This is a genomic window from Prevotella sp. C561 (assembly GCF_000224595.1).
GTDB lineage: Bacteria > Bacteroidota > Bacteroidia > Bacteroidales > Bacteroidaceae > Prevotella > Prevotella jejuni.
The window spans coordinates 19,383-42,508 of sequence record NZ_JH114139.1 but is presented as its reverse complement, the minus strand read 5'-3'; the positions used below and the strand labels follow the sequence as shown (position 1 = coordinate 42,508).

Here is a 23,126-nt window from a genome sequence, read left to right as displayed (position 1 = left end):
CTATTAATTAAACTTATACAACTTTGCTAATGTGTCGAATATTAACTTATACAGCTGCTCTCCTTTGTTGGTAAGGTTCTGCCACTCCTTTGTAGTGTCACGCATTTGTATGAACTGTTTCTTGAATGGGTCGAATAAAGAACCAAATCCCAACACTCCACTCTTACTATAAGTATTGTCTTTACCAATGCCTTCGTTTCTATAGATACATTTATTCCAATCCATCTTCATCAGCTCTTTGAACGTCATAGGAGAGAATAGGTTGGCATTGAATAAGAAGGTATCCTGTCCACCAGCAGAGCGATGGATCTGTCGGAGCCAACCCTCTTGAAGATTGTCTCCCACTTGTTTCACGAAGAAGAGGTTGAAGTATTCTCTCAAACTCTTTGCCTGTGTGATGTCCATTTCGACGAACTCTTGGATTTCTTTCTGGCCTCCAGACCTTACACTCTCGACAAAGTCATCCTTGCCATTACTAAAGAGAGAGAAGGCTATCAACATTCCAAACTTCTGTGCAAACTCCTTGGCTCTATCTTTACCGACAAAGTCTTCAAAGTCAAGTTTACCACTTTCAGAAACAGCACGATACTGATAATCAGTCTTATGGAGGTTCTTATTTTCTTGAAGTTGGCTTTCATCCGTGTTATAGAAGTCGAGCGCAGCACAGGCAGCAAGCAGTTCTATATAGTGGGAGTCATTCTTTTGTTGCTCGCCACCTGTAATTGTTTGCGTTATTGTGTCTTCCTTTCTTTGCATTGGGTTCCAGCTAAGATTGTCCGTTCCAAGCATATAGAATTTCTGATAAGTGCTTTTTACCGTAGCGTCATCATCATAGAACATCATTGCTACTTGTGAGTTAAGCGCAAACTTATCACTTGTTGCAATAATCTTCTGATTGTTTAGCTCGCCACCACTTGGCGCTCTAAAGCTGAAATAGGCAGTAAGAAGAGTAGAGCCAAAGTAGGCACTTCTGAGTACGTTGGCAGCTCCATTGCTCATTATCTCAGCAGCTTTAGAGATTGCTTGTGGGATGATAGGGATAGACGAAGCACCTGTCCCGCCGAATACCGAACCGAGGATGAACACTCTTGGTTGGCCGTTCTGAGAGGCTCTGATGAGTTCGCTAAGGAATAGTTTCAACTCATTATTTGCTGGTGACTTAGCCGCTTCGAGGATAGAATGATACATCATCATTGATCCTAAATGGGTTTGTGCACGATAGCCATGGCGGAGGTTGAAGTCTTCCACATTCTCTGATAACACGAGGTCGGCTAAGTCTGTCTCCTCTCTATGGTTATACTGTGTGTCACCATAGTTAAAGACAGCCTTAAAAGTACTCTTCTGTTCGTAGTTAGGGCTAAACTCGTAATAGTTTATATTAGCAGAGAAGAACGAGTTCTTCAGCGCTACTCTGTTTGCCCTGTCTTGCCCCTTAGTGTTGCAATAGGCATCCTTTACTTCCTTTAAGCGTGAGAAGTTACCGTTGTTTTTGTCTGTGTCAAGTGCCAGTAGGTGAATGTCTGTATCATCAAACATACCCATGGCACACAGGTGGATAAGCGACTCTATGCAGCGCATACCTGTTCCACCGATACCAAGTACGAAGAATTGTCTTGCCATGATGATATTATTTTTTTCTTTACCGAGTATAGATCCAAACTTAGAATGGCGGAAGGTGAACATTAGTGCAACACCTGCAACGAGGTAGACACCAAGGTTGATGCCCATACATTTAAGGTTACATGCCTTGAACATATTCTGAAATCCCATGTTATGGATATGTGTCATCACTACTAAATCATTGTATAGCCAAAAGCCCAAAACGGCTATGATTGCTATTACAATGAATGCAATACGTCGTTTGATATACGAACGGTCGTTGCCACCTTCCCATGGGAACATGTTTGAAAGGAGCAGGGCTAAAAGGAGGGCTACGAAGCCAACGACAACAGCATAGACCATTGTGCTGTTCATCAACTGGTTAAGTTGTGAGATGTTAGTTATAGGTGTCATATTAAAATAATTTTAGGTTTAACGCTCATTAGTCTTTACATAGATGGTATAGATAGGACAGCTGCTAATCATTGCTTTAATGTCTGGGTCGGTAAGGCATTGTTCCACGCTCGCTGCTACGGACACATTCTTATTGCCAGGAATGTCTATACTGTCAAAGGTGAAGATATGTTTGTACTTTTCAAACAATGGTTCTACCTTTGATACACAGATGTCTATCTTGAAATAGTTGAATGGTGAGCCATTCAGCACTGGGTCTGGATTGTAGTTCTGTGTATCGAAATGTAAATCAATCTTACCATGTTCGTTGAACTCTTTGGGGTCTACTTTTACGAAATACTCGCACTCGACGGGGTCAATCTTGGCTTCTGGCTTCTGCTTAGCATCCTTGGCATAGTAGAAATCAGAGTACTCCTGATTGATATTATACACCTTAGCCGATACTCCTGTTATGCGATAACCACCGAAACTCTCTCTGTCTAATTTCCAACCAGAGATGAAAGCCTCTCCATCAGGGAGTGGCTGACCTGTATTAGGATTGACTGCATTAACAATCAAAGGCTCTATGCCGTTTTCCCAATCAATCTCCCAGTCTTGCACCTCATAGCCATTTTCATTCGATGATACCTTGGCATTCAGTTGCTGATTAGGCTCGGTTGTCTGCGCATTCTTCGATAGCAACTGTGGATGGTCGGCCGAGAGGTGGAACAACTCAACCTGTGGGAACTGCTTGAGGTTGATAGTCTGCATGATACGCTCATAGATATTCCCTTTCAGCCTACAGTCTGTGAAGAGGATGTAGAAACGTTTCTTGTTGAAAGTCTGACCATTATATGGCTCTGTGTAAGGCTCTGAAAGGATATAGATGTCATGTCCCTTCTTCAGCCATGACTTTAAGGCACCAGCCATATAAGGGTTGTTGATATTCCCTTTAGCAATGGATGGTTGGAAATATTCACCATCGGTAAGGAGCACTGACTCGTTGTTCTCATTGGCCATACGCTCTGCTGCCGTCTTGAGGTCGGCATAATTTGTCTCCTCGATGTTACGTAGGAGCACGAAGGTTGAGTCTGGTTGATGTTGCTCAATACGATTTCCTTTGATAGAGTAATACTTCCTTGTAGCATCGGTCCATGATGGAACTAATGCCTGAAAGAAGGGAGAGTTCTGCCCTAATGAGATACATTTTGAATAGTCTACATATAACGATAGCTTGTCAGGTGATATCTCGTCGACGCCCTTACTGAAATATGTTTGTTGAAATTCGGGTATATACTTCGTGTCTGATACGGTCGCTATCTTAGAGCTACATGCGCTTAGACCTATAAAGCCAAAGATGGTTAAGGCCGTCCATGTAAGTGCTTGCGTCGTCTTTAGTAGCTTACTTTTAAGCTGATCTTTATTGATCAATTGTTTCTTACAACTGTTAATCATCGCTTTTATGTGATATTTAACCTACTGTTCCCAAGTTGTCAGTAAATGATACGATTGTCTTAACACAACGAAACAAAGGTGGGAACCTGCATTGTAATGCCTTACATAGTGGTATGCCATGGCATCACAAACGCAACGATTGTTACTGTTGTGCTACCTATATTATATTAATGTGTAATGTATTTAGAGTTATTCATTTTCACTGGTTAGGATTTAGGATTATTCCTTCGATGCTGATGTAAAGTTTAATTCTCCCAGCATTTACACGCAGCAAAGGTAAGTAAAAAGTTTTATAATAACGACTAATAACAATACAAAAAAATATTTAATTGTTGTTTTCAGCCTTAATTCCCTTACTGTTTGTGTCTAACTGTAATGCTGGCTTATGCTCTCTCCCCAGCTGACCACCCCCAACAACAGACTGGCCAACAACCACCACACAGACTGGCCCCTCCCCTTCCCCTCCCCAAAAGGGAGGGGCGTAATCACCGAGATACCCCTATAAGAAGGATGTAGGCTTCGTTATGTCCCTTAATGTTAGTATTGTAGGGGTAACCTCACATACTAACTACCAGTTAGCCCCTCCCCCGACCCCTCCCCCGAAGGGAAGGGGAGTGATTACCGAGATACCCCTATAAGAAGGATGTAGGCTTCATTATGTCCCTTAATGTTAGTCTTGTAGGGGTAACCTCACATACTACGCCCCTCCCTGCGGGGGAGGGGATGGGGGAGGGGCCACTATCTTGTGGGCTCGAAACAGTGCGCCAAAAACCTCTGTGAACTCTGTGCGCTCTGTGAGAGAAAAACCTCCCCAGCGATTCTCAAGCGTCCTTTCTCTTACAGTGGGTGCGTTCTATTTCTCACAGAAGAACACAGAATAACAGAACTCACAGCATTCCACAGAGACATTAAGTCAACCGATAACACAGAACCTTACAGCCACCTTTAGCTATAACGTTCTGTGATATCTGTATGCCGGAGGCGTTCTGTGGGTTCGAAACGGTGCGCAAAAAGGTTCTGTTAGATCTGTGAGTTCTGTGAGAGGAAAAAATTTCCAACGTGAGAGAAAGGATTGACCTCTGTGAGAAGAAGAAACGCTATGTGTCGGTGAGCATATCTGCCTCGTGGTGATTTGAGTAATTCTCTATCCGTATGAAAAACATTTACAAAACGCGGCGAGGTGGCTCTTTATTTACGATGGGAATGTTGGTAAGAAGGTAGAATGTAACCAGCACGTTTTCAGAGGTTTATGAACACGAAACGAGGAGATGCTTTTCTTGCATCAAGAAGAAGCTTTTCTTGCATCAAGAAGGGCATGTTCTCGGATGTTGAGGGGCATGTTCTTGAGTGTAGGAGGGTGTGGACAGGATAGGAGAGGGGCGAAAATAGTTTACAGATTTGGTGTGATGGATTGATGTTAAGAGGATAGGGGAGTTTCTTATTCGTGCTCGGAGGGGGAGGAAGAAAGGGTAGGCACCACCTGTATTGCAGGTGATGCCTAACTAAAAACTCAGTGTTCCAGGTACGTACTAAGGTTTGATATTATTCTATTATGAAATCATGAAAATTGTTGTACTTCGCTTTTCGCTCGCCTTGCCACGCCTTAGACGAGCCTATTATGAGGCCACAGCGTAGACAGAGCCTCGCTTTTCGCTTGCCTCGCCACGCCTTAGTCCATCCAATAACGTGTCCAAAAGGTAGACAGAGCCTTGCTTTTCGTTTGCCTTGCCACCCCTTAGACGAGCCTATTATGAGGCCACAGCGTAGACAGAGCCTCGCTTTTCGTTTGCCTTGCCACGCCTTAGTCCATCCAATAACGTGTCCAAAAGGTAGATAGAGCCTCGCTTTTCGCTTGCCTCGCCACATCTTAGATGCTCCTATGATGCGCCCACAGCGTAGGCGGGTCATCTCTTTTGGTATGCCTCTTTATAGTTTAGATGCGGCAAGGCGAGGGAGGTTTAGTGTATGAACTCTTATTTTATACGGAATTTACCAGGGCCGTTTACACCCATGTTATCGAAGAGGATAGGGTGACCACTATACTTGGTTGTGTTTATTACAGAGACGGTGTACTCGTCGATCACAGCTGAAGAGAAGATGCTAAGAGCGTATGCACCCTCAGAGGAACGTGCTGCAGCTGATGAAGTCCAATACATTGCAGTGGCTCCTATGAGTGGGGCTGCAATTTTGTAGGGTGTTTCTAATTGGGTTGAAGCTCCTTGCGTATGTTCGAAACCATAGAACCCTGTGCAAGGTAAGAACATGTAGTCCGCATTAGTGTTAGCCTTAGCTGGCCGCCCGAATGACGCTATTTCTACATTAACCTCTGGTGCAGCAGGATCGATACGATAGTCTTTTCCGTTGGGCGCAAGCGTCTTCAAGGCTTCTAAAGTCTTCCCTTCGTCCGCCGCAATCTTCTTCAGTGTCTTGAACCACACACCAGTGTTGAAGAGATGGCATACATTACCAGGGTAGGTGATAGCGTATAGCTTCGTCTTATCCCACATCGGTGAACCTTTCTCTACCAGCCATAGAGCCTCGTTGACATTCATTGCGTCAGCAGCACTCTTCAGTGCTTTATTACCGTCAACGGTGGTTGTGTGACCTTGTGAATGGTTATAGCTTCGTGCGTCCGTAGTGCCAGTAGGATCTGGGAAACCGTCTTCACGATACAGGTCAACGTCACTTGGGAGTATAGGCTGACGGTCTTCATGCCCCTTCCAGAAGTATTCGCCAGTCGCAGCATCCCATGTGTAGTACTGGTTCTTGTCGTATTCATAGAGCTTGATGTTCTCTGCGATGTAGTGAGGCTTGCCTGCCTCCACCTTTACCGTACCTTTATAGGTCTTCTTATAATAGCCTTTACCACCGCTCAAGGGGTCGACTAAAAGATATTCAATTGATAGGTTAGTGTATTCACCAGGGGGGAGAACGATGATGATGCCATTCTTTGACGCATCAGAAGTGGCTGGGATAGGGAGGCAAGGTTTGCCATCTTCTTCATCGATATTGTCATGTCCTGCAACATCCTGCTGATAGTACCACACAATCTGTTTCCCTTCTTCCGTCTTCTTCGTGAGCTTTCCGTCTGCAGCCATCGTGTATGTACCGGTAAGACCCTCGTTGGCAGTGACGTACACGGCCCGAACACCGACAGAGGAGGCGAAGTTGTGGACCGAAGAGTAGGGTGTCAGAACGAGGTAGCCAGCCTTGTGAGCGAGATTGAAAGAATACTGCTGATTAGCATTCTTCGTCGCTGTAGCGATACCACAGTCGCCATATTGACCGATGAGGTCGGCAGCGTTGGGGGCGGTCTGTTTCTGTTTTGCAGCAAAGACAACCTCGTCAGCTTTGTCTGAGACCGTACCCGTATATCTCACCTTATAGCTCTCTGCGGTGAGGTTCTTCGTGAAGTAGAAGTTAGACGTAGCCACTTTTTCGCTGATATCATCCTTGTCATTCTTCTCAAAGGTAGTCCCCCCAGTCGTGTTGACCCATATCTTGTCGCCTTGTGTCCACAGGAATGCCACGTGAGCAGGCTCGGTAGAGGACTGAGCGACATATTTTCCTGCGGTGCGCGTGGCTGGTCCTTCGTCAGAGAAGCAGGTCATCCCCTTGTAATCCTCCGCCTTTTTACCGCCCACCTCTTCGATAGACTCGGTAGAACATGACGCAAAGCATGCGCCCACCAATCCTGTGACTAATAATTTACTAACGATATTTTTCATTGTAAAAAACTTTCTTTTCTCTGTTAATTAATATTTTCTAATAAGCGATGAAAGCGACTATTAGTTATCATCCTCCTCTTCTTCCCACTCATTATCATTGTCGTAGGCATTCTCATGTCTGCCCCCCATGCGTGTAGTTCCAGCTGCAAGACAGCCCTCAGGTTCTATGTGTACGAGCATAGCTGCGGGACACACGTAGTCTTTCCTTGCTGTGCTTGACGCATACAGCAAGTCTAATTCATTTAATTTTATCATCTTAATTCTTCTTTTTAGTTACCTTATTAGATAAAGAGTACGCTACTCAGGTCGACAAAGCGACTTAACATTTATGTTTATAAATAGTATAATGTTTATTAAACTCGGCCGCAAAGATATAAAAAACATTTCATTCTGCGTTTATATCCTTTACGAATGTTATTTTAATTTAGGATGTTTAACACATCATTAGCACCTAACAGAGGCCTCACCCCCAGCCCCAGCTGGCCCCTCCCCTTCCCCTCCCCCAAAGGGAGGGGCGTAATCACCGAGGTTACCCCTCCTTCGTCTCCAGCTGGATCCTCCCCCTTCCCCTCCCCCGAAGGGAAGGGGCGTGATCACCGAGATACCCCTATGGAGAGGATGTAGGCTTCGTTATGTCCCTTAATGGCAGTCTTGTAGGGGTAACCTCACATACTACGCCCCTCCCTGCGGGGGAGGGGTTGGGGGAGGGGCCACTATCTTGTGGGCTCGAAACGTTGGTGGAAATGCTCTGTTAAATCTGTGGGCTCTGTGAGAGAAAAATCTCCCCAGCGAGTCACATGCGTCTCATCTCATAGCGAGGGTGCGTTCTATTTCTCACAGAAGACCACAGAAGAACAGATTTCACAAAGGCCCACAGAGACATTAAGTCAACCGATAACACAGAACCTTACAGCCACCTTTAGCTATAACGTTCTGTGATATCTGTATGCCGGAGGCGTTCTGTGAGTTCGAAACAGTGCGCAAAAAGGTTCTGTTAGATCTGTGAGTTCTGTGAGAGGAAAAAATTTCCAACGTGAGAGAAAGGATTGCCCTCTGTGAGAAGAAGAAACGCTATGTGTCGGTGAGCGTATCTGCCTCGTGGTGATTTGAGTAATTCTCTATCCGTATGAAAAACATTTACAAAACGCGGCGAGGTGGCCCTTTATTTATGATGGGAATGTTGGTAAGAAGGTAGAATATAACCAGCACGTTTTCAGAGGGTTATGAATGCGAATCGAGGAGAGGCTTTTCTTGCACCAAGAAGGGGCTTTTCTTGCATCAAGAAGGGCATGTTCTCGAATGTTGAAGGGCATGTTCTTGAGTGTAGAAAGGCGTGGGCAGGATAGGAGAGGGGGCGAAAAATGTTTACACGTTTGGGGCGATTGAGAAACGAGGACAGTGTGGCGCATGCTGCAGGAAAGACTGACGAAGCCGGCAAGACAGCGTGGCGAAGATAGCAGGACAGAGCGGAGCAGCTGACAGGAAAGACTGATGAAGCAGGCAAGACAGCGTGGCCCAGATAGCAAGACAGCGTGGCCCAGATAGTAGGAAAGACAGTCGCTGACGGTAAGAAATCGTGGATGGGACGGGAGGAAAGGCGGGGGAAGAATGGGAAAGACAATCGGCAGGAAGCAGGGGGAGGAGGACGTAAAAAGCTGATGAGTATGAAAATTATTGGTTAAAACATTGTAATTTATAAAAATATGGTGTACCTTTGCCACTACGTAACAATAACAATCAAAAGCTAAGAACCAGAAGTAGTTCGCTGACCAGGCCTAAACCTAAGCTTAGAGGACGAAAACGAAAATCTATAAGATGAAAAAGAAAAGAGCAAAGATGCTGCTTGCTGCCCTGTTATTAGCAGTGGGCGAGACCGCTTTTGCTGATGGAACGGTAGTAAGCGGTATTCGACAAATCAACCCAACAACGGTAGAGATTACTTACAGCGATGGTGGTGTGATGACGGTTGACTTCTATGGTAAGAACGTCTTCCGCCTTTTCCGCGACCCTAAGGGGGGCATTGTGCGCGACCCATCCAGCACTCCTCCTGCGCAAATCCTCGTCGACAACCCACGTAAGGACGCAGGACAGCTGAGTATCAATGCGTCGGATGCCGATGTGGACGTGTCTACTGCCGAGCTACGTGTGCGTTTCGACCGCAGCACAGGACTCATGACTGTCACCGACCTCCGCAATGGTAAGGAGGTTATTAAGGAGGTAAAGGGTGTTGACTTTCAGAAGAATCGCACCACGGTGACGCTTCGTAATGCCGTGGGAGAGTTCTTCTATGGTGGAGGAGTACAGAACGGACGCTTCTCTCATCGTGGTAAACGCATCGAGATAGTCAATACCAACAGTTGGACCGATGGTGGTGTGGCCTCGCCAGCACCGTTCTATTGGTCGACAGGGGGCTATGCGGCCATGCCTTACACGTTTGCTCCCGGTGCTTACGACTTCGGTAGTACGGACAAGAACACGGTGACGATCAGTCATGACATGCCTTATCTCGACCTCTTCCTGATGGTCGACACGACCCCAGTCGCTTTGCTTCGCGATTATTATCAACTGACCGGTAACCCCGTCTTATTGCCTAAGTTTGCTTTCTATGAGGGCCACCTCAATGCCTATAATCGTGACTATTGGAAGGAGACCACCGAGGAAGGCAAGGGAATAAGCTTCGAAGACGGAAAGAGATATGTAGAGAGTCAGAAAGACAATGGCGGTATCAAGGAGAGCCTCAATGGTGAGAAGCAGAACTATCAGTTCTCTGCTCGTGCCGTTATCGACCGTTATAAGAAAGACGACATGCCGTTAGGATGGATTCTTCCTAACGATGGTTACGGGGCAGGCTATGGGCAGACAACGACCCTTGATGGTAATATTGCCAATCTTAAGAGCTTAGGCGACTATGCCCGTAAGAATGGTGTTGAGATAGGTCTATGGACCCAGTCAAACCTCCACCCAGTGGACAGTATCTCAGCTCTCCTGCAGCGTGACATCGTTAAGGAGGTGCGCGATGCGGGCGTGCGTGTGCTGAAGACCGATGTAGCATGGGTTGGTGCAGGCTATTCCTTTGGTCTGAATGGTATCGCCGATGTGGCCCATATCATGCCTTACTACGGCAGCGATGCGCGTCCCTTCATCATCACCTTGGACGGATGGGCCGGTACACAGCGATATGGCGGAGTATGGTCGGGCGACCAGACCGGTGGCGAGTGGGAGTATATTCGTTTCCATATCCCAACCTATATAGGCTCAGGCCTCTCCGGAATGGGCAATATCACGAGTGACATGGACGGTATCTTTGGTGGGAAAAACCTCTCCGTAAACATCCGAGACTTCCAATGGAAGACCTTTACACCTATGCAGTTGAATATGGACGGGTGGGGTAGTAACCCTAAGTATCCGCAGGCTTTGGGCGAGCCAGCGACGAGTATCAACCGTTCTTACCTCAAACTCAAGTCGATGCTACTCCCTTATACCTACTCATGTGCCCATGAGGCCGTGACAGGGAAGCCCCTCATGCGTGCGATGTTCCTTGATGATAGCAACGACTACACCCACGGCAGTGCCACACGCTACCAATATATGTACGGTCCATCATTCCTTGTTGCACCCGTCTATCAGAACACTTCGGCCGATAAGGAGGGCAACGACGTGCGCAATGGCATCTATCTACCGAAGGGAACATGGTACGACTACTTCACAGGAGCTACCTACGAAGGAGGTTGCATACTGAACGACTACTTCGCACCGATATGGAAACTGCCTGTCTTAGTCAGGTCGGGTGCTATCATTCCGATGGTCAATCCGAATAATAACCCTTCTGAGGTCGATAAGAGTCGACGCATCTTTGAACTCTATCCAGACGGTAAGACAAGTTTTACCCTCTATGATGACGACGGTACGACACAGAAGTATCTTAACGGAGAGGGGGCTACCACGCTCATTACCTCCGACCTTAACGACAAGAAGGTGCTGACGGTTAGCATCGACAAAACTGTGGGAACATTCGATGGAATGGTCAAAAATCAGTCGACAACCTTCTATCTGAACACCAACGCTAAGCCTAAGAAGGTCACTGCCATTGTCGGTGGAAAGAAGATTCGACTAACGGAGGCAGAGCAGGGCGACAACACGTGGCAGTATGTTCAGGCTTCTAACATCAATCGTTTCGCAACGGCTGGCAGCGAGATGGAACGCCTACTGGTAACTAAAAATTCCCAAATCATCGTGCGCTTGGCGTCATGCGACATCACGAAGGAGGCCGTGACGCTCCGTGTGGACGGCTTTGAGCAGTTGAGAAAGTCAAACGAGACCTTACGAAAGAAGGGTGTCTTGACTTCTCCCAACCTGCTTGAAGCTGATGTCCAGTCGTATAGTGTCACACCGAAGTGGGCTCCTGTGCAGAATGCCGACTACTATGAGATAGCCTTCAATGGCCAGACTTACACCACCATCCGCCACAACTCGCTTCTCTTCGACGACCTTCAGCCAGCTACCGACTACGACTTTAAGGTGCGGGCGGTCAATAGTGAGGGTGCGAGCGAATGGACACCACTACACGTGAAGACGGCTGTCAACCCGTTGGAGTACGCTATCAAGGGTCTTACCGCTACCTCTACAGCCCGTGATATGGAAGGTTTTGAAATCAGCCGATTGGTCGACTTCAATACAACAGGCGACATCTGGCACACCTATTATTATACGAAGGCGGTGCCATTCGACTTTACTGTCGACCTACATAGCACTAACACGCTCGACAAACTGCAGTATGTTCCACGTGCAAATGGCGGTAACGGTACGATAACCAAGTGTGATATTGCTGTCAGCAAGGACGGTAAGACATGGACAGAAATCGGTCCGCAGCAGTGGGCACGAGACGGTAGAACGAAGGAGGTGACGCTCCCTACCCATCCTGTAGCACGTTATGTGAAGGTGAGCGTGAAGGAGGCTGTCGGCAACTTCGGCTCTGGTCGTGAGTTCTATGTCTTCAAGGTGCCTGGTACAAAGACAATTCTTCCGGGCGATATCAACCTCGATGGTAAGGTTGACGAGAACGATTTCACCTCTTATATGAACTATACTGGTCTTAAGAAGGGCGATGCCGACTTTGATGGTTATATCTCTGGTGGCGACCTCAACGGCAACGGCTTGATTGATGCCTACGACATTTCGAATGTTGCCATGCACCTTGAGGATGGTTGGAACGACGATGACTTAGCCCCTGTTGGTGGTAAGGTTTACTACGAATACAACCGTAAGTCATACGCTGCAGGCGACGATGTCATCATCAAGGTGAAGGGTAAGGACCTGCAGTCAGTCAATGCCTTCAACCTTATCTTCCCATATAGTCCGAAGGAATTGCAGTTCGTTAAGGTAGAAACCGACCCATCAATGGTGATGCGCAACCTCACCTACGACCGCCGTCACAGCGATGGTTCGCAGGTGCTCTACCCAACCTTTGTGAACGTAGGCGACCACCATACGTTCAATGGCGATGCCGATCTCCTCGTCATCCGTATGAAGGCCCTCAAACCATTTACCGTTAAGAACACAACAGCCAAGGGCTTGTTGGTGGATAAGCAGTTGAATCAGGTGGAGTTGTGAGTTTTAAATATTGGCTTTTAAATTTTCATAGTAATTATAACTATTATTTCTGAATTATAAACTTACTCTTTGGTATAGATACTCTTTTTTGTGTCTGTACTAAAGAGTAAGTTGCAACAAATAAATATTAATGACTTTACCTCCCTCCCTAAAGAGGGAATAAACCCAAATCTCGGTCATTAGATCATAATATTTTACAACTTCTTGTTTTTGTGTTGTTTCCTAATATCTTTTATTTTCTAAATTACAAGAGAAAATGTTAAAACACATTCATACACTAATGGACTAAACCCTACTAAACATAGAGGTCATTTATTACACATCAATACAATATTTTTTATTTTCAAGTTACTGTCATTTTAACATTTAGTTGTAACTATCATAATGACAGTCGATTACCTATTTGTAAAGAATGATAGGAGTGACATTAATATCAAATCAGTCATTAGACCACAATGTTTTAAAACTTTTTGCTTTTGTGTTGTTTCCTAATGTCTTTTATTTCTTGTCGGCATCTTGTCTGTCTTTATAACTTGACGTAGCCCGCTACGCCTGCGTTGCAAAGCCAAACAATCTGCTCGATAATAAAACAAAATATGTTTAGGCTCTAATGATTGATTTGGGATAAAGGTGCGAAATCTCTTGTATTAGTTGGTATAATAGATATTTGGTAAGTCGGCCATTCGAACTTACCAAATAAAAGACTTCATCAATGAGGCTCAAAAGCTTTGATGTTTTGTAAATACTCTACTAATGTATTTCTCAAACTATTCACAGTTTAAGAGTATTGATAACTCGCTGTATGTGTTTTATGTCAGAGTCCAAGTATTTATCAGTCCACTTTAGGAACTTAACTCTTAGGGACCCATGTGTGGAATAAGTTTATGTTTCCAATGAAGGCATTTGGGATGCAATCATTTGAAAATAATGACCTTTTCTTTCCATTAATGAGTCATGATTACCAACTTCAACAATATATCCTTTGTCTAAAACTACAATTTGGTCAGCATTTCTAATCGTGCTTAATCTATGTGCAACAACAATAACAGTACGCTGAAGGAATGCATTATTTAAAGCTTCAACTATCTTCTTTTCATTGATAGTATCTAATGCATTTGTGGCTTCATCAAGAAAAAGGTATTGTGGATTACGATAAAGAGCACGAGCTATCAAAAGTCTTTGCTTTTGTCCTCCACTTAGCCCTCGACCATTTTCACCGATATTGGTTTCAAACCCCTTTGGCATTGCATTTATTTCATCTTCTATTTGTGCTATTCTACAAACTTTTCGTAGTTGTTCATAATCAATATGTTCGTCATCTAAGACAATATTGTTTAATATTGTATCACTGAAAATTTTTCCATCCTGCATTACTACACCACACATACTACGCCATTGTCGTAGATTAATAGCATTTACATTCATTTTATCCATTTTTATATCCCCATAGCTAGGTTTATATAAACGAACTAAGAGTTTCAATAAGGTTGATTTACCGCAGCCACTACCTCCCACAATAGCGGTCACCTTATTTTCTGGAATGTGCAAATAAATATTATGTAATACTAATGGTGAGTTGGCAGTATATTGGAAATTTACATTGTCTAATATAAGTGATTTGTTCTCTGGTAGAATTGTAGTACTACCAACTGACAATAATTCTTCTTCATCTTCTAATTGTTTGATTTCATTAATTCGGAGGAAACTTATTTTGGCATATTGTGCAGATACAATAAAATTGATGAACTGAACTAAGGGGCCATTGAGCATACCTATTATGAATTGGGTCGAAATCATCACACCAAACGTAATCTCTCCTTTAATTACTGCTGTGGCACAGAAGAATACAATACCCATATTTTTAATACTCTCAATGAATTGTGCTCCAAGATTCTGGGCATTTGTAATGGCTAACACACGCTTGTTTACATGATACAAACGTGCTTGTATCTCTTCCCATTTCCAACGTCTATGTTTCTCATAATTATAAATTTTTATATCTTGGATGGAAGATACCGTCTCAACCCAGTAACTCTGATTTTTAGAAAGTAACTCAAAATATTCCCAGTCCATTTTTTTGCGAATATTGAGAAATAACAATACCCAACCAGCATACAAAATTGAGCCAGATATAAAGATATAGAAAATGATAGCATTGTATATCAGTAAGATGATAGAGAATACAACAAATGTCAATATTGAAAATATCAAAGATAATGAATTATTCATGATAAAGCTGCGTATTCGCTCATGATCCTGTGCTCTTTGAAGAATGTCACCTAGGAGTTTGTTCTCAAAGAAAGTAACAGGAAGCTTCATCAGTTTTATAAGATAATCTGAAATAAGTGCAATATTGACTCTTGCTGTAATATGCATCAATATCCAGTCACGTATTACATTGAATATCATTACACTAAGCAGGATAGATATGTTTCCAATTAAGACCATATTGATGAAATTTACATCAGAGGTCTTTATTCCTACATCGATAACTGCTTTAGAAATAAATGGCAACATTCCTTGTAAAGCTGTTACAAGGAGCATGATTACAAAAATCAGTGTAAAGTTACGCTGATAAGGAGTAAAATATTTTAGAATACTCGAAAAAGTATTCTTTCTTTGCTCTCTTTCTGCTTTACTGTCTTTAAATTCTGCGGTGGGTTCTATAGCCAACAATACACCTTGCTTAGCTCCTTTTTGATACCAACCTTTTTTAAATTCTTCATGAGTATACTTAATACGACCTTTTGCAGGATCAGAAACCCAAATATATTTCTTGTTAGCATGATATACAACTACAAAATGGCTATCTTTCCAAAAAATAATAGCAGGGAAAGGAACGCTATTTACCACATCATCAATAGTACATTTTATTGCTAATGTGCGTAATCCTATGCTTTCTGCACCTGTACTTAAGTCTAACAATGAGACGCCTTCTTTGGTAATACCGCATTTATCTCTGAGAGACTGTAAAGAGTAGAACTTTCCAAAATGTTTAGCAATAATTTTTAAACATGCAGGACCACAATCTTGTGAATCCATTTGGTATTCTACTGGAAATCTATTTAACAACATATTTTATTTCTCTCCTTTTGCATATAAATTATCAAACAATCTTTCTATAAGCCTCTTAGGCTTAGTAATAATTTCCACAACTCCTTTCGATTCAAAATCTAATGGCAATTGCTGTCCGAAGTTAGTTATTAATCCTTCTGGAAAAGAAATAATAACAGAATAGGCGTCTATATCACCATTCTGCGTTTTTAATTTATTTGTAATCCGCGAAACCGATGTAACCTTTCCTCTTAACAATCCATACTCATCGTATGGGAAATTGTTGATTTTTACATTTGCGTTTTGCCCTACTTTTACTTTTCCTGCACCAAAGGAAGGTATCTGAACTTCTCCTATTACGCTATTCTTATGTGGAATAACAGAGAACAGTTCTTGACCAGCTTGCACAAAATTATTATTACGCCAAAAACCAGAATATTCCAATTCTCCATCAATTGGTGCAGTTATAAGATAACGTTCTTTCCAAAGCAGAATAGCATTTGCCAACTCATTCTTTTTGGTTAATAACTCAGAATAAAGTTTTTCCCTTGTTTCTGCTTCTTCCAACTTTATACGTTGTACTTCGGTCTGGTTCCTATTCACTTCTGACATCTTCATCTGGCGGTTACTCTGAAGTCCAATGTTTGATGCTTGAAGATTTTGGTGATTTGTATGTTGGTTCTGGTACTCTATCTCGCTCATTCCTTTAGCAGCAAGTAAGATACTATCTTTCTTCAACTGTGTTTTAGAGTTATCAAGTACCTCTTTCTTTATTTCTATTTCCGAATCTATATTAGTAATAACTTTCTTGTCAGAGGCTATTTGCTCTTGAATACTTTGGCGCATCGTTGCATAAAGGTCGGATGCTAACAATCGCTGATACTGTGAGTGGGCAAGCTTTAAGGAGTTATAGGCAGTACTTAACTCGCCAAGTACTAATGTATCTGGCATGACCACAGAGGTTAATGGAGTACCAGACATTTTATCTATGATTTTCTCCAAACGTAATAAATGCCAATAGTTAGCCCCATTATCTATATAGGCGACAACCTCTCCTCTTTTTACTTTCGAATGGCTGGAATGTAACAATATAATACGACCATTATCTTTAGAAACTAATCGTATTGGGGCATTGGAGGCTGTAACTGTTATCTCTCCATCTACTGTGTCTGGATATTTGATTAAAAAACCTAACAGAATAACAACACCCATAAGTACGCTCACACAAAGCGCAACCCATTTGGTCCAATAAGTAGGCATACGGTCGATGATAGCCTGTATTTCTTCTGATCTCTGTTCTAATTCAGTGTGCTCTTGCACTGTTTCTTTTTCCATATTGTATATCAGTCGTTAAAATGATGTGATATGTTGTGAACCATTGCCAATCTTTTATCCGTCTCTTTAAAATGTTGACTTATTAGTCCCTTAAATCTATCATTACTGGCTGTTACATCTGAATAGCCAAAATCAGTCTGTATAGACAGAAAAGGATAAACAGTCATTTTATTTCTTGCAATGACAGATAGTACACCATCTGCAGTGTCATTATCCTGAAAATCGTACTCCAAGATTTTATTAAACAGAGGTTTGAAAATAACGATGAACTGTGTGCACCAAAACCAGTCTACCCAATATCTATTGGCAGATACAGGTACGGCATGTCCAAATCCTCCAATACCTCCTGACAATAATTCTACGTGTTGTTCTTCTGCTTCAATAATATTGGCGAACAGGTAATCTCTGGAATAGTCCTGCGTAAAAGTATGGTCATCCTCACAGATAATCATAATATCATCACCGTTACTTATAGCAGTTTTTACAGCCTTGACCATGCTTTTCCATAGTCCTAATCTTCCATTTGTATCTTCAACGGCATCAATGATATGTAAAGCGAATTCTTTTTTCCCTCTGAACTGTTTCTCCAAGTGCTTACGTCTGTCAGGGCGACTTTTCATATTGATGGCATACACAGGGAGATAAAAATCTGTAGAGGAGTCTATTTCTCTCTTTTTTTGTTTTATAGCTTTTCTAAAGATGATATCAACTTTTCTTTTCCATACATCCCAATTCAGTCTTTTTTCATATTCTTTTCTGCTTGATTTACGCAGTGCGGTATATTGTTTTTGATTACTGAAAATCGAGATGATTTTCTCTGCATAATCCTTACCAGAAGCAGAAGGTGGAAGTAAATAACCATTCTTCCCTTCCCTCACAGGTTGACTCACACCACCCACATTTGCAGCTATGCTTGGTACTCCATAAGCTGATGCTTCACAGAAAACAATTCCATAAGCATCAAAAGTGGTTGGCAAAATGAGAAAATGCGCATTATAGAGTATTTCATCAAGTCTTTTCAGATCTTCTTCCTTTGATTTGTCCAAAAAAGGAATGATGGTGAGCCCTTCGTCCTCCTCTATTTTTGTAGGTGGGGTAGAACCTATAATTGTCAGCGTACAAGGAAATCCTTTTTCCTTCATGTGTCTGTAAGCCGCAAGAGCTTTGTCTCCTCCTTTCTTTTCCCAATTTCTCCCAATAAATACCAGATGGCAAACGTCTGTTGGTGATTCTATCTTATACTTTAAGGGTGCAGGGATGTTAGCTCCGAATTCTACGACGTTTATCTTACGTGCATCAGCATGATAATGCTCTATTGCATTGTTTTTTACCCATTCTGAACAATATAACAGAACATCAACATTGTCTATCAAGCGTTGTTCTGTTGTTTCTGCAAGACCATGATAGTAGCCTTCTTTGATATTAAGATAATCTTTGAATTGATCAAACGTTGCATCACTGATATATACGATAGGGATATTTATTTGTAGGTCAGAGGCAAAATAGTAGTCACAAGCTACTACAACATCAAACCGACCATTCTTAATTTCTGCTGAAAGAATCCTTGCGAAATCCTTTGTATAATTCTCTGGGTAATATCTTTCATTCTTTCCTTTGAAACGATGATGCCAACCACCACCATTTGTTAAGTCACGACCAAGCCACGCAACTTCATGCTGTTGGGAAAGAATATGGTAAAGATGATGTGTAGTACCAGACCATAGGTAGATATCATTAGGATTCTTGTTTGAAAGAAAAGCTATTTTCATAGGTTATATTTTGTTAGACTTTTTGCTATTCTAAGATGTATATCATTTGTATGAGCATTGAAGACTTTTATAGTTTTCAATAGCTCATACAAATCTTTTATACAGCACATTCAGATTTCATTCCGTTCTTCTTAATATCTTATTTATAATGATTGGGTGATATAGGCTAATAGCATCTTTCAATGGAGAGATTATTTTATTCTATCCACTTGTGCCCCTGTAATATAGTATTCTTTTTCTTTAAACGCTCCTACTACAGGGTGTACAGGCAATTTACACTTGCTGTATAGGAGAAGTATCTTGTAGATTTGCTCTTGGGTTAAGTATTTTGCTGTACTACTCATCATCCCTATCTTCACAAATCTCTTTTTACTTTTTACAAAGACATAGAAGTCGGACCAAAAGATATTACTTTCATCACCAATAGGGTTTAAAAGTTTCTTTTGTTTCTTAGTGAGCACTTTACTTAGAACTTTCTCAAGATGTTTTTTTATTAACCACATTGATTTCATACTATATGGCTTATATCTTTTGTCAAGGACGTCTTTCCAATTCCCTTCCTTGATAAAGCGTTCTGTACTTTCCGCATCAGCAGCAATGTAATAGGTCAGAAAGGAGTCTTGTTCCCAAGAGGAGAAGTAGGATTCTTGAATCATTTTTCCAACCTTAATTATCTTCTTGTCGTTTTGGGCACATATAGGATTGCAGAACAAGAATACTAAAAGGAAAGTATAAAAATAGGAGTTTATTGTTTTCATTTTTCTTTTTAAGTCCTTTTACTTGGATTTTGATAGATTCGAAATAATATTCCCAATTATAGTTCCAATTCATTTGCTCACCTTTCAAATATGTGTCAGAGTCTGGGTGATGTATCTCTTGATACTCTCTCCATTCTCGTTGCAGCTGTAACATAAAATTATTGTCATTTAATTTATTCCAAAGTTTTTTACTTATAGTAACATTTCCTTCTTCATCTCTTATAAGCCCTTTTTTAAATATATCCTTTGTTTTTTCAGATAACCAAGGATTAGAAGTAAGATTGTTTTGAAACCCAAAGGCACATATTGTACCAATTATATCTGCCTGCATTTCACAGTTAAGGCTTCCTGTATAATCATTCTTTTGTATTGGAAGAACTCCATCTAAATCTTGAAAATAATGTGTAAGCTCGTGAGCTACTGCATGGGTACTAGGGTTCATTGTAGAACCTTCCTGAAAAAAATCTTTTTTACGCTCCCATCATAGTATCCAGAGTTATTTGCATTTTGGGGATCAGTATTCACTCGCACCATACCTTGATCATAATAACTCTTTAACAAATTATAAAGTTCTTTTGTCAGAAATTCTTTTATTTCTTCAAGTCGTCCTATAGGAAGAATTGGGCCATCATTATCTTTAATGCTTTGCCCTGAATTTCCACTAGACCCATGAATGTTTCCTCCACCACCAGCATTTGTTACATATGTCTCTCCTGAAGCATAATTATTAGAATCATAAGATGGTGTAGAGTGAGTAGAACCTGTATAATTATAATAGATACTCATGCTATCATAACCAAGTGCTGGATTTGGATTAGATGGACGATGACCTATTGCAACTACTTCATCTAGCCCATGAGGATTATCCCGGTTTTCGAATGTTCCGCCATCGTATTTTGTTTTCCATCGTATTTTGTTCCGCCATCATATTTTGTTTTTCCATCATATTTTGTTTTTCCATCGTATGGAACATCACCATTTGTACCACCATCGTATCTTGTTTTTCCATCGTATGCTACATCACCATTACCATCTGTTCCACCATTATACTTTGTACCACCTGAAAAATCAGTTCCTCCATTATAGGATTCCTCTGTGTCAGCTTGAGTTCCACCTACATAAATAGGAATACTATCTTGATCTTTCAGCACCCATCCACCATTCCAGTTGCTATTATCAATTAGAGAATTGTATTCTTCAATGGAATAAGGGTCATTCCGTGTTCCGCTTCCACCACCAACATAACTCTTCTGTTCAAGAAACGAAATGATTTCCTTTGACTCTGCTAATTCTGAAAGACTAGCTTTAGTTAATTTTCTCATAATAGAAATGTTTTTAGTTAATAATTATTTAGCGAGACTCTCAATTAAGTCTCTTTCTTTTTTGAAGTCATATAAAGTCATACCCCTTATGATATAGTAGTTTGTATATGCTTGTCTGATAGCAGAAACATATTGTGATAATGAGGTAAATTGATTGTTTTGGGCCGTATACAGTTCGTAGTCTGATATTCTTCCCAAGGAAAATTTCTTCAAGGCAAGTTTATATTGATCCTGCGATAGTTCGTAGGTTCGTTTAGCTGTCATCCAGAGTTTGACAGCCGACCGATAGGCATTAATTCTTTCTGTAATCTGATTTTCAAAATTTCTTAGTCTGGTTTCACGTTCAAGGAGGTTAGACTGAAATATATTCTCCGCCATTTTGACTTTATTCTTGTTAATACCCCATTGGAAAATAGGGATCTGAATACCCACCTGAATAGATTGCCGAGTATTTGGATGATGGTATGCTTCTACTAAATGCTCAGCATACTGGTTAGTTCCATAGCCAAGACTAATACTGGCATTAAAACGATTTTCCAGTTTAGTAAGGAAAAGATTTTGCTCTGCTTCAAGTTTCTCAAGTTCCTGCTGCTGATAAAAAGAATTGTTCTTACGTACATAGTACCATATTGCTACAGAGTCAATGGATAACGGTAGGTCAAATTCTGGCGAAACTATCGCTATCTCCTGTGTTGTACCGATACTTGTCAATAGCCGGTGGTAAAGTTGTTGATAGTTTTGAATTGCATCTTCAGAGTCTAATTTGCTTCGTAAAGATTGTAACTCTATTTGCTTGTAATCATATTCCGTAATACGACCATTATCCAGTTTTAGTCGTGCAATATCTAACAATGTGTCATTGTTAAGAACGGTTTGCTTGGAAAGATCAAGTTTCATTTTAGCTGCTACTACATCCATATATTGACTTAAGATGTTTTGTTGTATCTGCGCAATATTAGAACAAAACTTATTGATAGCAATCACGTTCTTCGATTCTTCTATTTTCTTTTCTAATAGATAACGCTTTCTTCCACCCCATAGATTTTGCGAATAACTAATAAAATAAGGTGAGGTACTGTAACTCTTACGATGATAAGAAAATTCGTTCAGATAGCTTAGACTACTTCCAACTTGTAGTTGACCTCCTGTAAATGGTACTTTTTGATGTATAGTAAGTCCGACACTGCTGCTGTTAGAGTAATCTTTTACATACGTATAACTACCAGTTGTAGGATCCTGCATAAGCCTTAATGAGCGATTAAAGCCAATAGGAGACAACGCAAAACTAATAGAGGGTAAGTAGCTCTTTTTATAGTTTTCATAACGTAACAGTTCGTTTTTATACTTTAGCTTTTCTATCTGGGCATTATTTGAAGTTAGTGAAAGCGTATCTACAACATACGACACGCTCCCCTTCACAATAGTAGTCTGTGAAGACACTCTATTGCTACATAAAAATAGTAGATGAAAAGTTAGATAAATATAGATTTTAAGTTTCACGATTTTATAGGTATAGTTATTTCAAGTGCAAATGTATGATATTTTTTTTAACTAAAGTACAAAAACTTGTTTTTAACTTTTGTTTTATATTCTTTTGAGTTGTGTAATTTCTTGAAAAGTGCAGATGTCACTATTAACTTTATAGATTTACCTTTTATAATGTGGAAAGTCTAACAACAATACTATTTTAAAGAGTTGCATATTTTATCGCATAACTCCTTTTATTTTACATGTATTTTTGTTATTGCAGATACCCCTTGAAACTCTCTTCTATTAATCTTTTTGCCTTGAAGGCTTTATTCTTTAAAAAGATGATGGTACTTAATACCGTTGGTGTTGATAAATAGCACAAGACGTGTTGAGTAGCAACACAAAGTTATAATAGTAAAAATATAATCAGTTATTTACTTTTTTATACCTTAGACTTTACTTCTTTTTTTCTTTTATACTCTAATTCTTAATACCTGTTCTCACTCTTTTGCTTAAATATTGTTAATTAATAGTTGTACTGAATACATATCTTAAAATTATTTTCTAAATTTGTCAACCTTCAAAAAGATAAAGTACTGACTATTTACTTAAAGGCAGAAACTTACCTAAAAA

At 41.1% G+C, this 23,126-nt stretch carries 14 protein-coding genes; 2 read left to right on the top strand and 12 right to left on the bottom strand.

The genetic code is table 11. The features are described from left to right. Window positions 1-3: 3 nt before the first annotated feature. The 4 genes from HMPREF0666_RS00140 to HMPREF0666_RS00115 form a co-directional block, all read right to left on the bottom strand. On the bottom strand, window positions 4-2,013 hold the full coding sequence (locus HMPREF0666_RS00140) for a hypothetical protein (protein ID WP_009010221.1): 2,010 nt from the start codon (window positions 2,011-2,013) through the stop codon (window positions 4-6). Window positions 2,014-2,031: 18 nt separating this feature from the next. Further along, window positions 2,032-3,423, bottom strand: a complete 1,392-nt coding sequence (locus HMPREF0666_RS00130; RefSeq protein ID WP_232214032.1) for a hypothetical protein — start codon at window positions 3,421-3,423, stop codon at window positions 2,032-2,034. Between the two features lie 1,997 nt (window positions 3,424-5,420). Further along, the gene (locus HMPREF0666_RS00120; protein WP_009010219.1) at window positions 5,421-7,175 is read right to left on the bottom strand and encodes a hypothetical protein; all 1,755 of its coding nucleotides are present in this window, start codon (window positions 7,173-7,175) and stop codon (window positions 5,421-5,423) included. 60 nt (window positions 7,176-7,235) lie between these two features. Continuing rightward, window positions 7,236-7,430 (bottom strand): hypothetical protein, encoded by a 195-nt coding sequence (locus HMPREF0666_RS00115; protein WP_009010218.1) that lies wholly within the window; start codon window positions 7,428-7,430, stop codon window positions 7,236-7,238. Between the two features lie 1,277 nt (window positions 7,431-8,707). Between HMPREF0666_RS00115 and HMPREF0666_RS17135 the strand changes: the two genes are divergently transcribed. Further along, window positions 8,708-8,857 carry a hypothetical protein gene (locus tag HMPREF0666_RS17135; RefSeq protein WP_157600210.1) on the top strand — a complete coding sequence of 50 codons (150 nt, stop codon included), beginning with the start codon at window positions 8,708-8,710 and terminating at the stop codon, window positions 8,855-8,857. 133 nt (window positions 8,858-8,990) lie between these two features. Continuing rightward, window positions 8,991-12,785: a TIM-barrel domain-containing protein gene (locus HMPREF0666_RS00110; RefSeq protein WP_009010217.1), complete on the top strand. Its 3,795-nt coding sequence runs from the start codon at window positions 8,991-8,993 to the stop codon at window positions 12,783-12,785. An 882-nt stretch (window positions 12,786-13,667) separates the two neighbouring features. Here HMPREF0666_RS00110 and HMPREF0666_RS00105 read toward each other — a convergent pair. From HMPREF0666_RS00105 to HMPREF0666_RS00070, 8 genes are all read right to left on the bottom strand, one after another. Next, on the bottom strand, window positions 13,668-15,860 hold the full coding sequence (locus HMPREF0666_RS00105) for a peptidase domain-containing ABC transporter (protein WP_009010216.1): 2,193 nt from the start codon (window positions 15,858-15,860) through the stop codon (window positions 13,668-13,670). Between the two features lie 3 nt (window positions 15,861-15,863). Then, window positions 15,864-17,174 (bottom strand): HlyD family secretion protein, encoded by a 1,311-nt coding sequence (locus tag HMPREF0666_RS00100; protein ID WP_009010215.1) that lies wholly within the window; start codon window positions 17,172-17,174, stop codon window positions 15,864-15,866. Window positions 17,175-17,182: 8 nt separating this feature from the next. Further along, the gene (locus tag HMPREF0666_RS00095) at window positions 17,183-18,943 is read right to left on the bottom strand and encodes a glycosyltransferase (RefSeq protein WP_009010214.1); all 1,761 of its coding nucleotides are present in this window, start codon (window positions 18,941-18,943) and stop codon (window positions 17,183-17,185) included. Between the two features lie 191 nt (window positions 18,944-19,134). Further along, the gene (locus HMPREF0666_RS00090) at window positions 19,135-19,701 is read right to left on the bottom strand and encodes a hypothetical protein (protein WP_083822490.1); all 567 of its coding nucleotides are present in this window, start codon (window positions 19,699-19,701) and stop codon (window positions 19,135-19,137) included. Further along, entirely contained in the window at window positions 19,610-20,143 is a 534-nt protein-coding gene (locus HMPREF0666_RS00085; RefSeq protein WP_009010212.1) for a hypothetical protein, read from the bottom strand. Before HMPREF0666_RS00085 ends, HMPREF0666_RS00090 begins: the two co-directional genes overlap by 92 nt. Next, window positions 20,140-20,487, bottom strand: coding sequence for a hypothetical protein (locus tag HMPREF0666_RS00080; protein ID WP_009010211.1), 348 nt, complete (start codon window positions 20,485-20,487; stop codon window positions 20,140-20,142). Before HMPREF0666_RS00080 ends, HMPREF0666_RS00085 begins: the two co-directional genes overlap by 4 nt. Before the next feature lie 62 nt (window positions 20,488-20,549). Continuing rightward, complete coding sequence (locus HMPREF0666_RS00075; protein WP_009010210.1) at window positions 20,550-21,023, bottom strand: hypothetical protein; 474 nt, start codon at window positions 21,021-21,023, stop codon at window positions 20,550-20,552. 24 nt (window positions 21,024-21,047) lie between these two features. Beyond that, complete coding sequence (locus tag HMPREF0666_RS00070) at window positions 21,048-22,523, bottom strand: TolC family protein (RefSeq protein ID WP_009010209.1); 1,476 nt, start codon at window positions 22,521-22,523, stop codon at window positions 21,048-21,050. Between the last annotated feature and the right edge of the window lie 603 nt (window positions 22,524-23,126).

What these genes read in the sequence shown, in the direction of transcription:
- HMPREF0666_RS00140 (WP_009010221.1), bottom strand. Translation starts at nt 2,013, where the DNA reads ATGACACCTATAACTAACATCTCACAACTTAACCAGTTGATGAACAGC.
- HMPREF0666_RS00120 (WP_009010219.1), bottom strand. Translation starts at nt 7,175, where the DNA reads ATGAAAAATATCGTTAGTAAATTATTAGTCACAGGATTGGTGGGCGCA.
- HMPREF0666_RS00115 (WP_009010218.1), bottom strand. Translation starts at nt 7,430, where the DNA reads ATGATAAAATTAAATGAATTAGACTTGCTGTATGCGTCAAGCACAGCA.
- HMPREF0666_RS00110 (WP_009010217.1), top strand. Translation starts at nt 8,991, where the DNA reads ATGAAAAAGAAAAGAGCAAAGATGCTGCTTGCTGCCCTGTTATTAGCA.
- HMPREF0666_RS00105 (WP_009010216.1), bottom strand. Translation starts at nt 15,860, where the DNA reads ATGTTGTTAAATAGATTTCCAGTAGAATACCAAATGGATTCACAAGAT.
- HMPREF0666_RS00100 (WP_009010215.1), bottom strand. Translation starts at nt 17,174, where the DNA reads ATGGAAAAAGAAACAGTGCAAGAGCACACTGAATTAGAACAGAGATCA.
- HMPREF0666_RS00095 (WP_009010214.1), bottom strand. Translation starts at nt 18,943, where the DNA reads ATGAAAATAGCTTTTCTTTCAAACAAGAATCCTAATGATATCTACCTA.
- HMPREF0666_RS00090 (WP_083822490.1), bottom strand. Translation starts at nt 19,701, where the DNA reads ATGAAAACAATAAACTCCTATTTTTATACTTTCCTTTTAGTATTCTTG.
- HMPREF0666_RS00085 (WP_009010212.1), bottom strand. Translation starts at nt 20,143, where the DNA reads ATGAACCCTAGTACCCATGCAGTAGCTCACGAGCTTACACATTATTTT.
- HMPREF0666_RS00080 (WP_009010211.1), bottom strand. Translation starts at nt 20,487, where the DNA reads ATGAGTATCTATTATAATTATACAGGTTCTACTCACTCTACACCATCT.
- HMPREF0666_RS00075 (WP_009010210.1), bottom strand. Translation starts at nt 21,023, where the DNA reads ATGAGAAAATTAACTAAAGCTAGTCTTTCAGAATTAGCAGAGTCAAAG.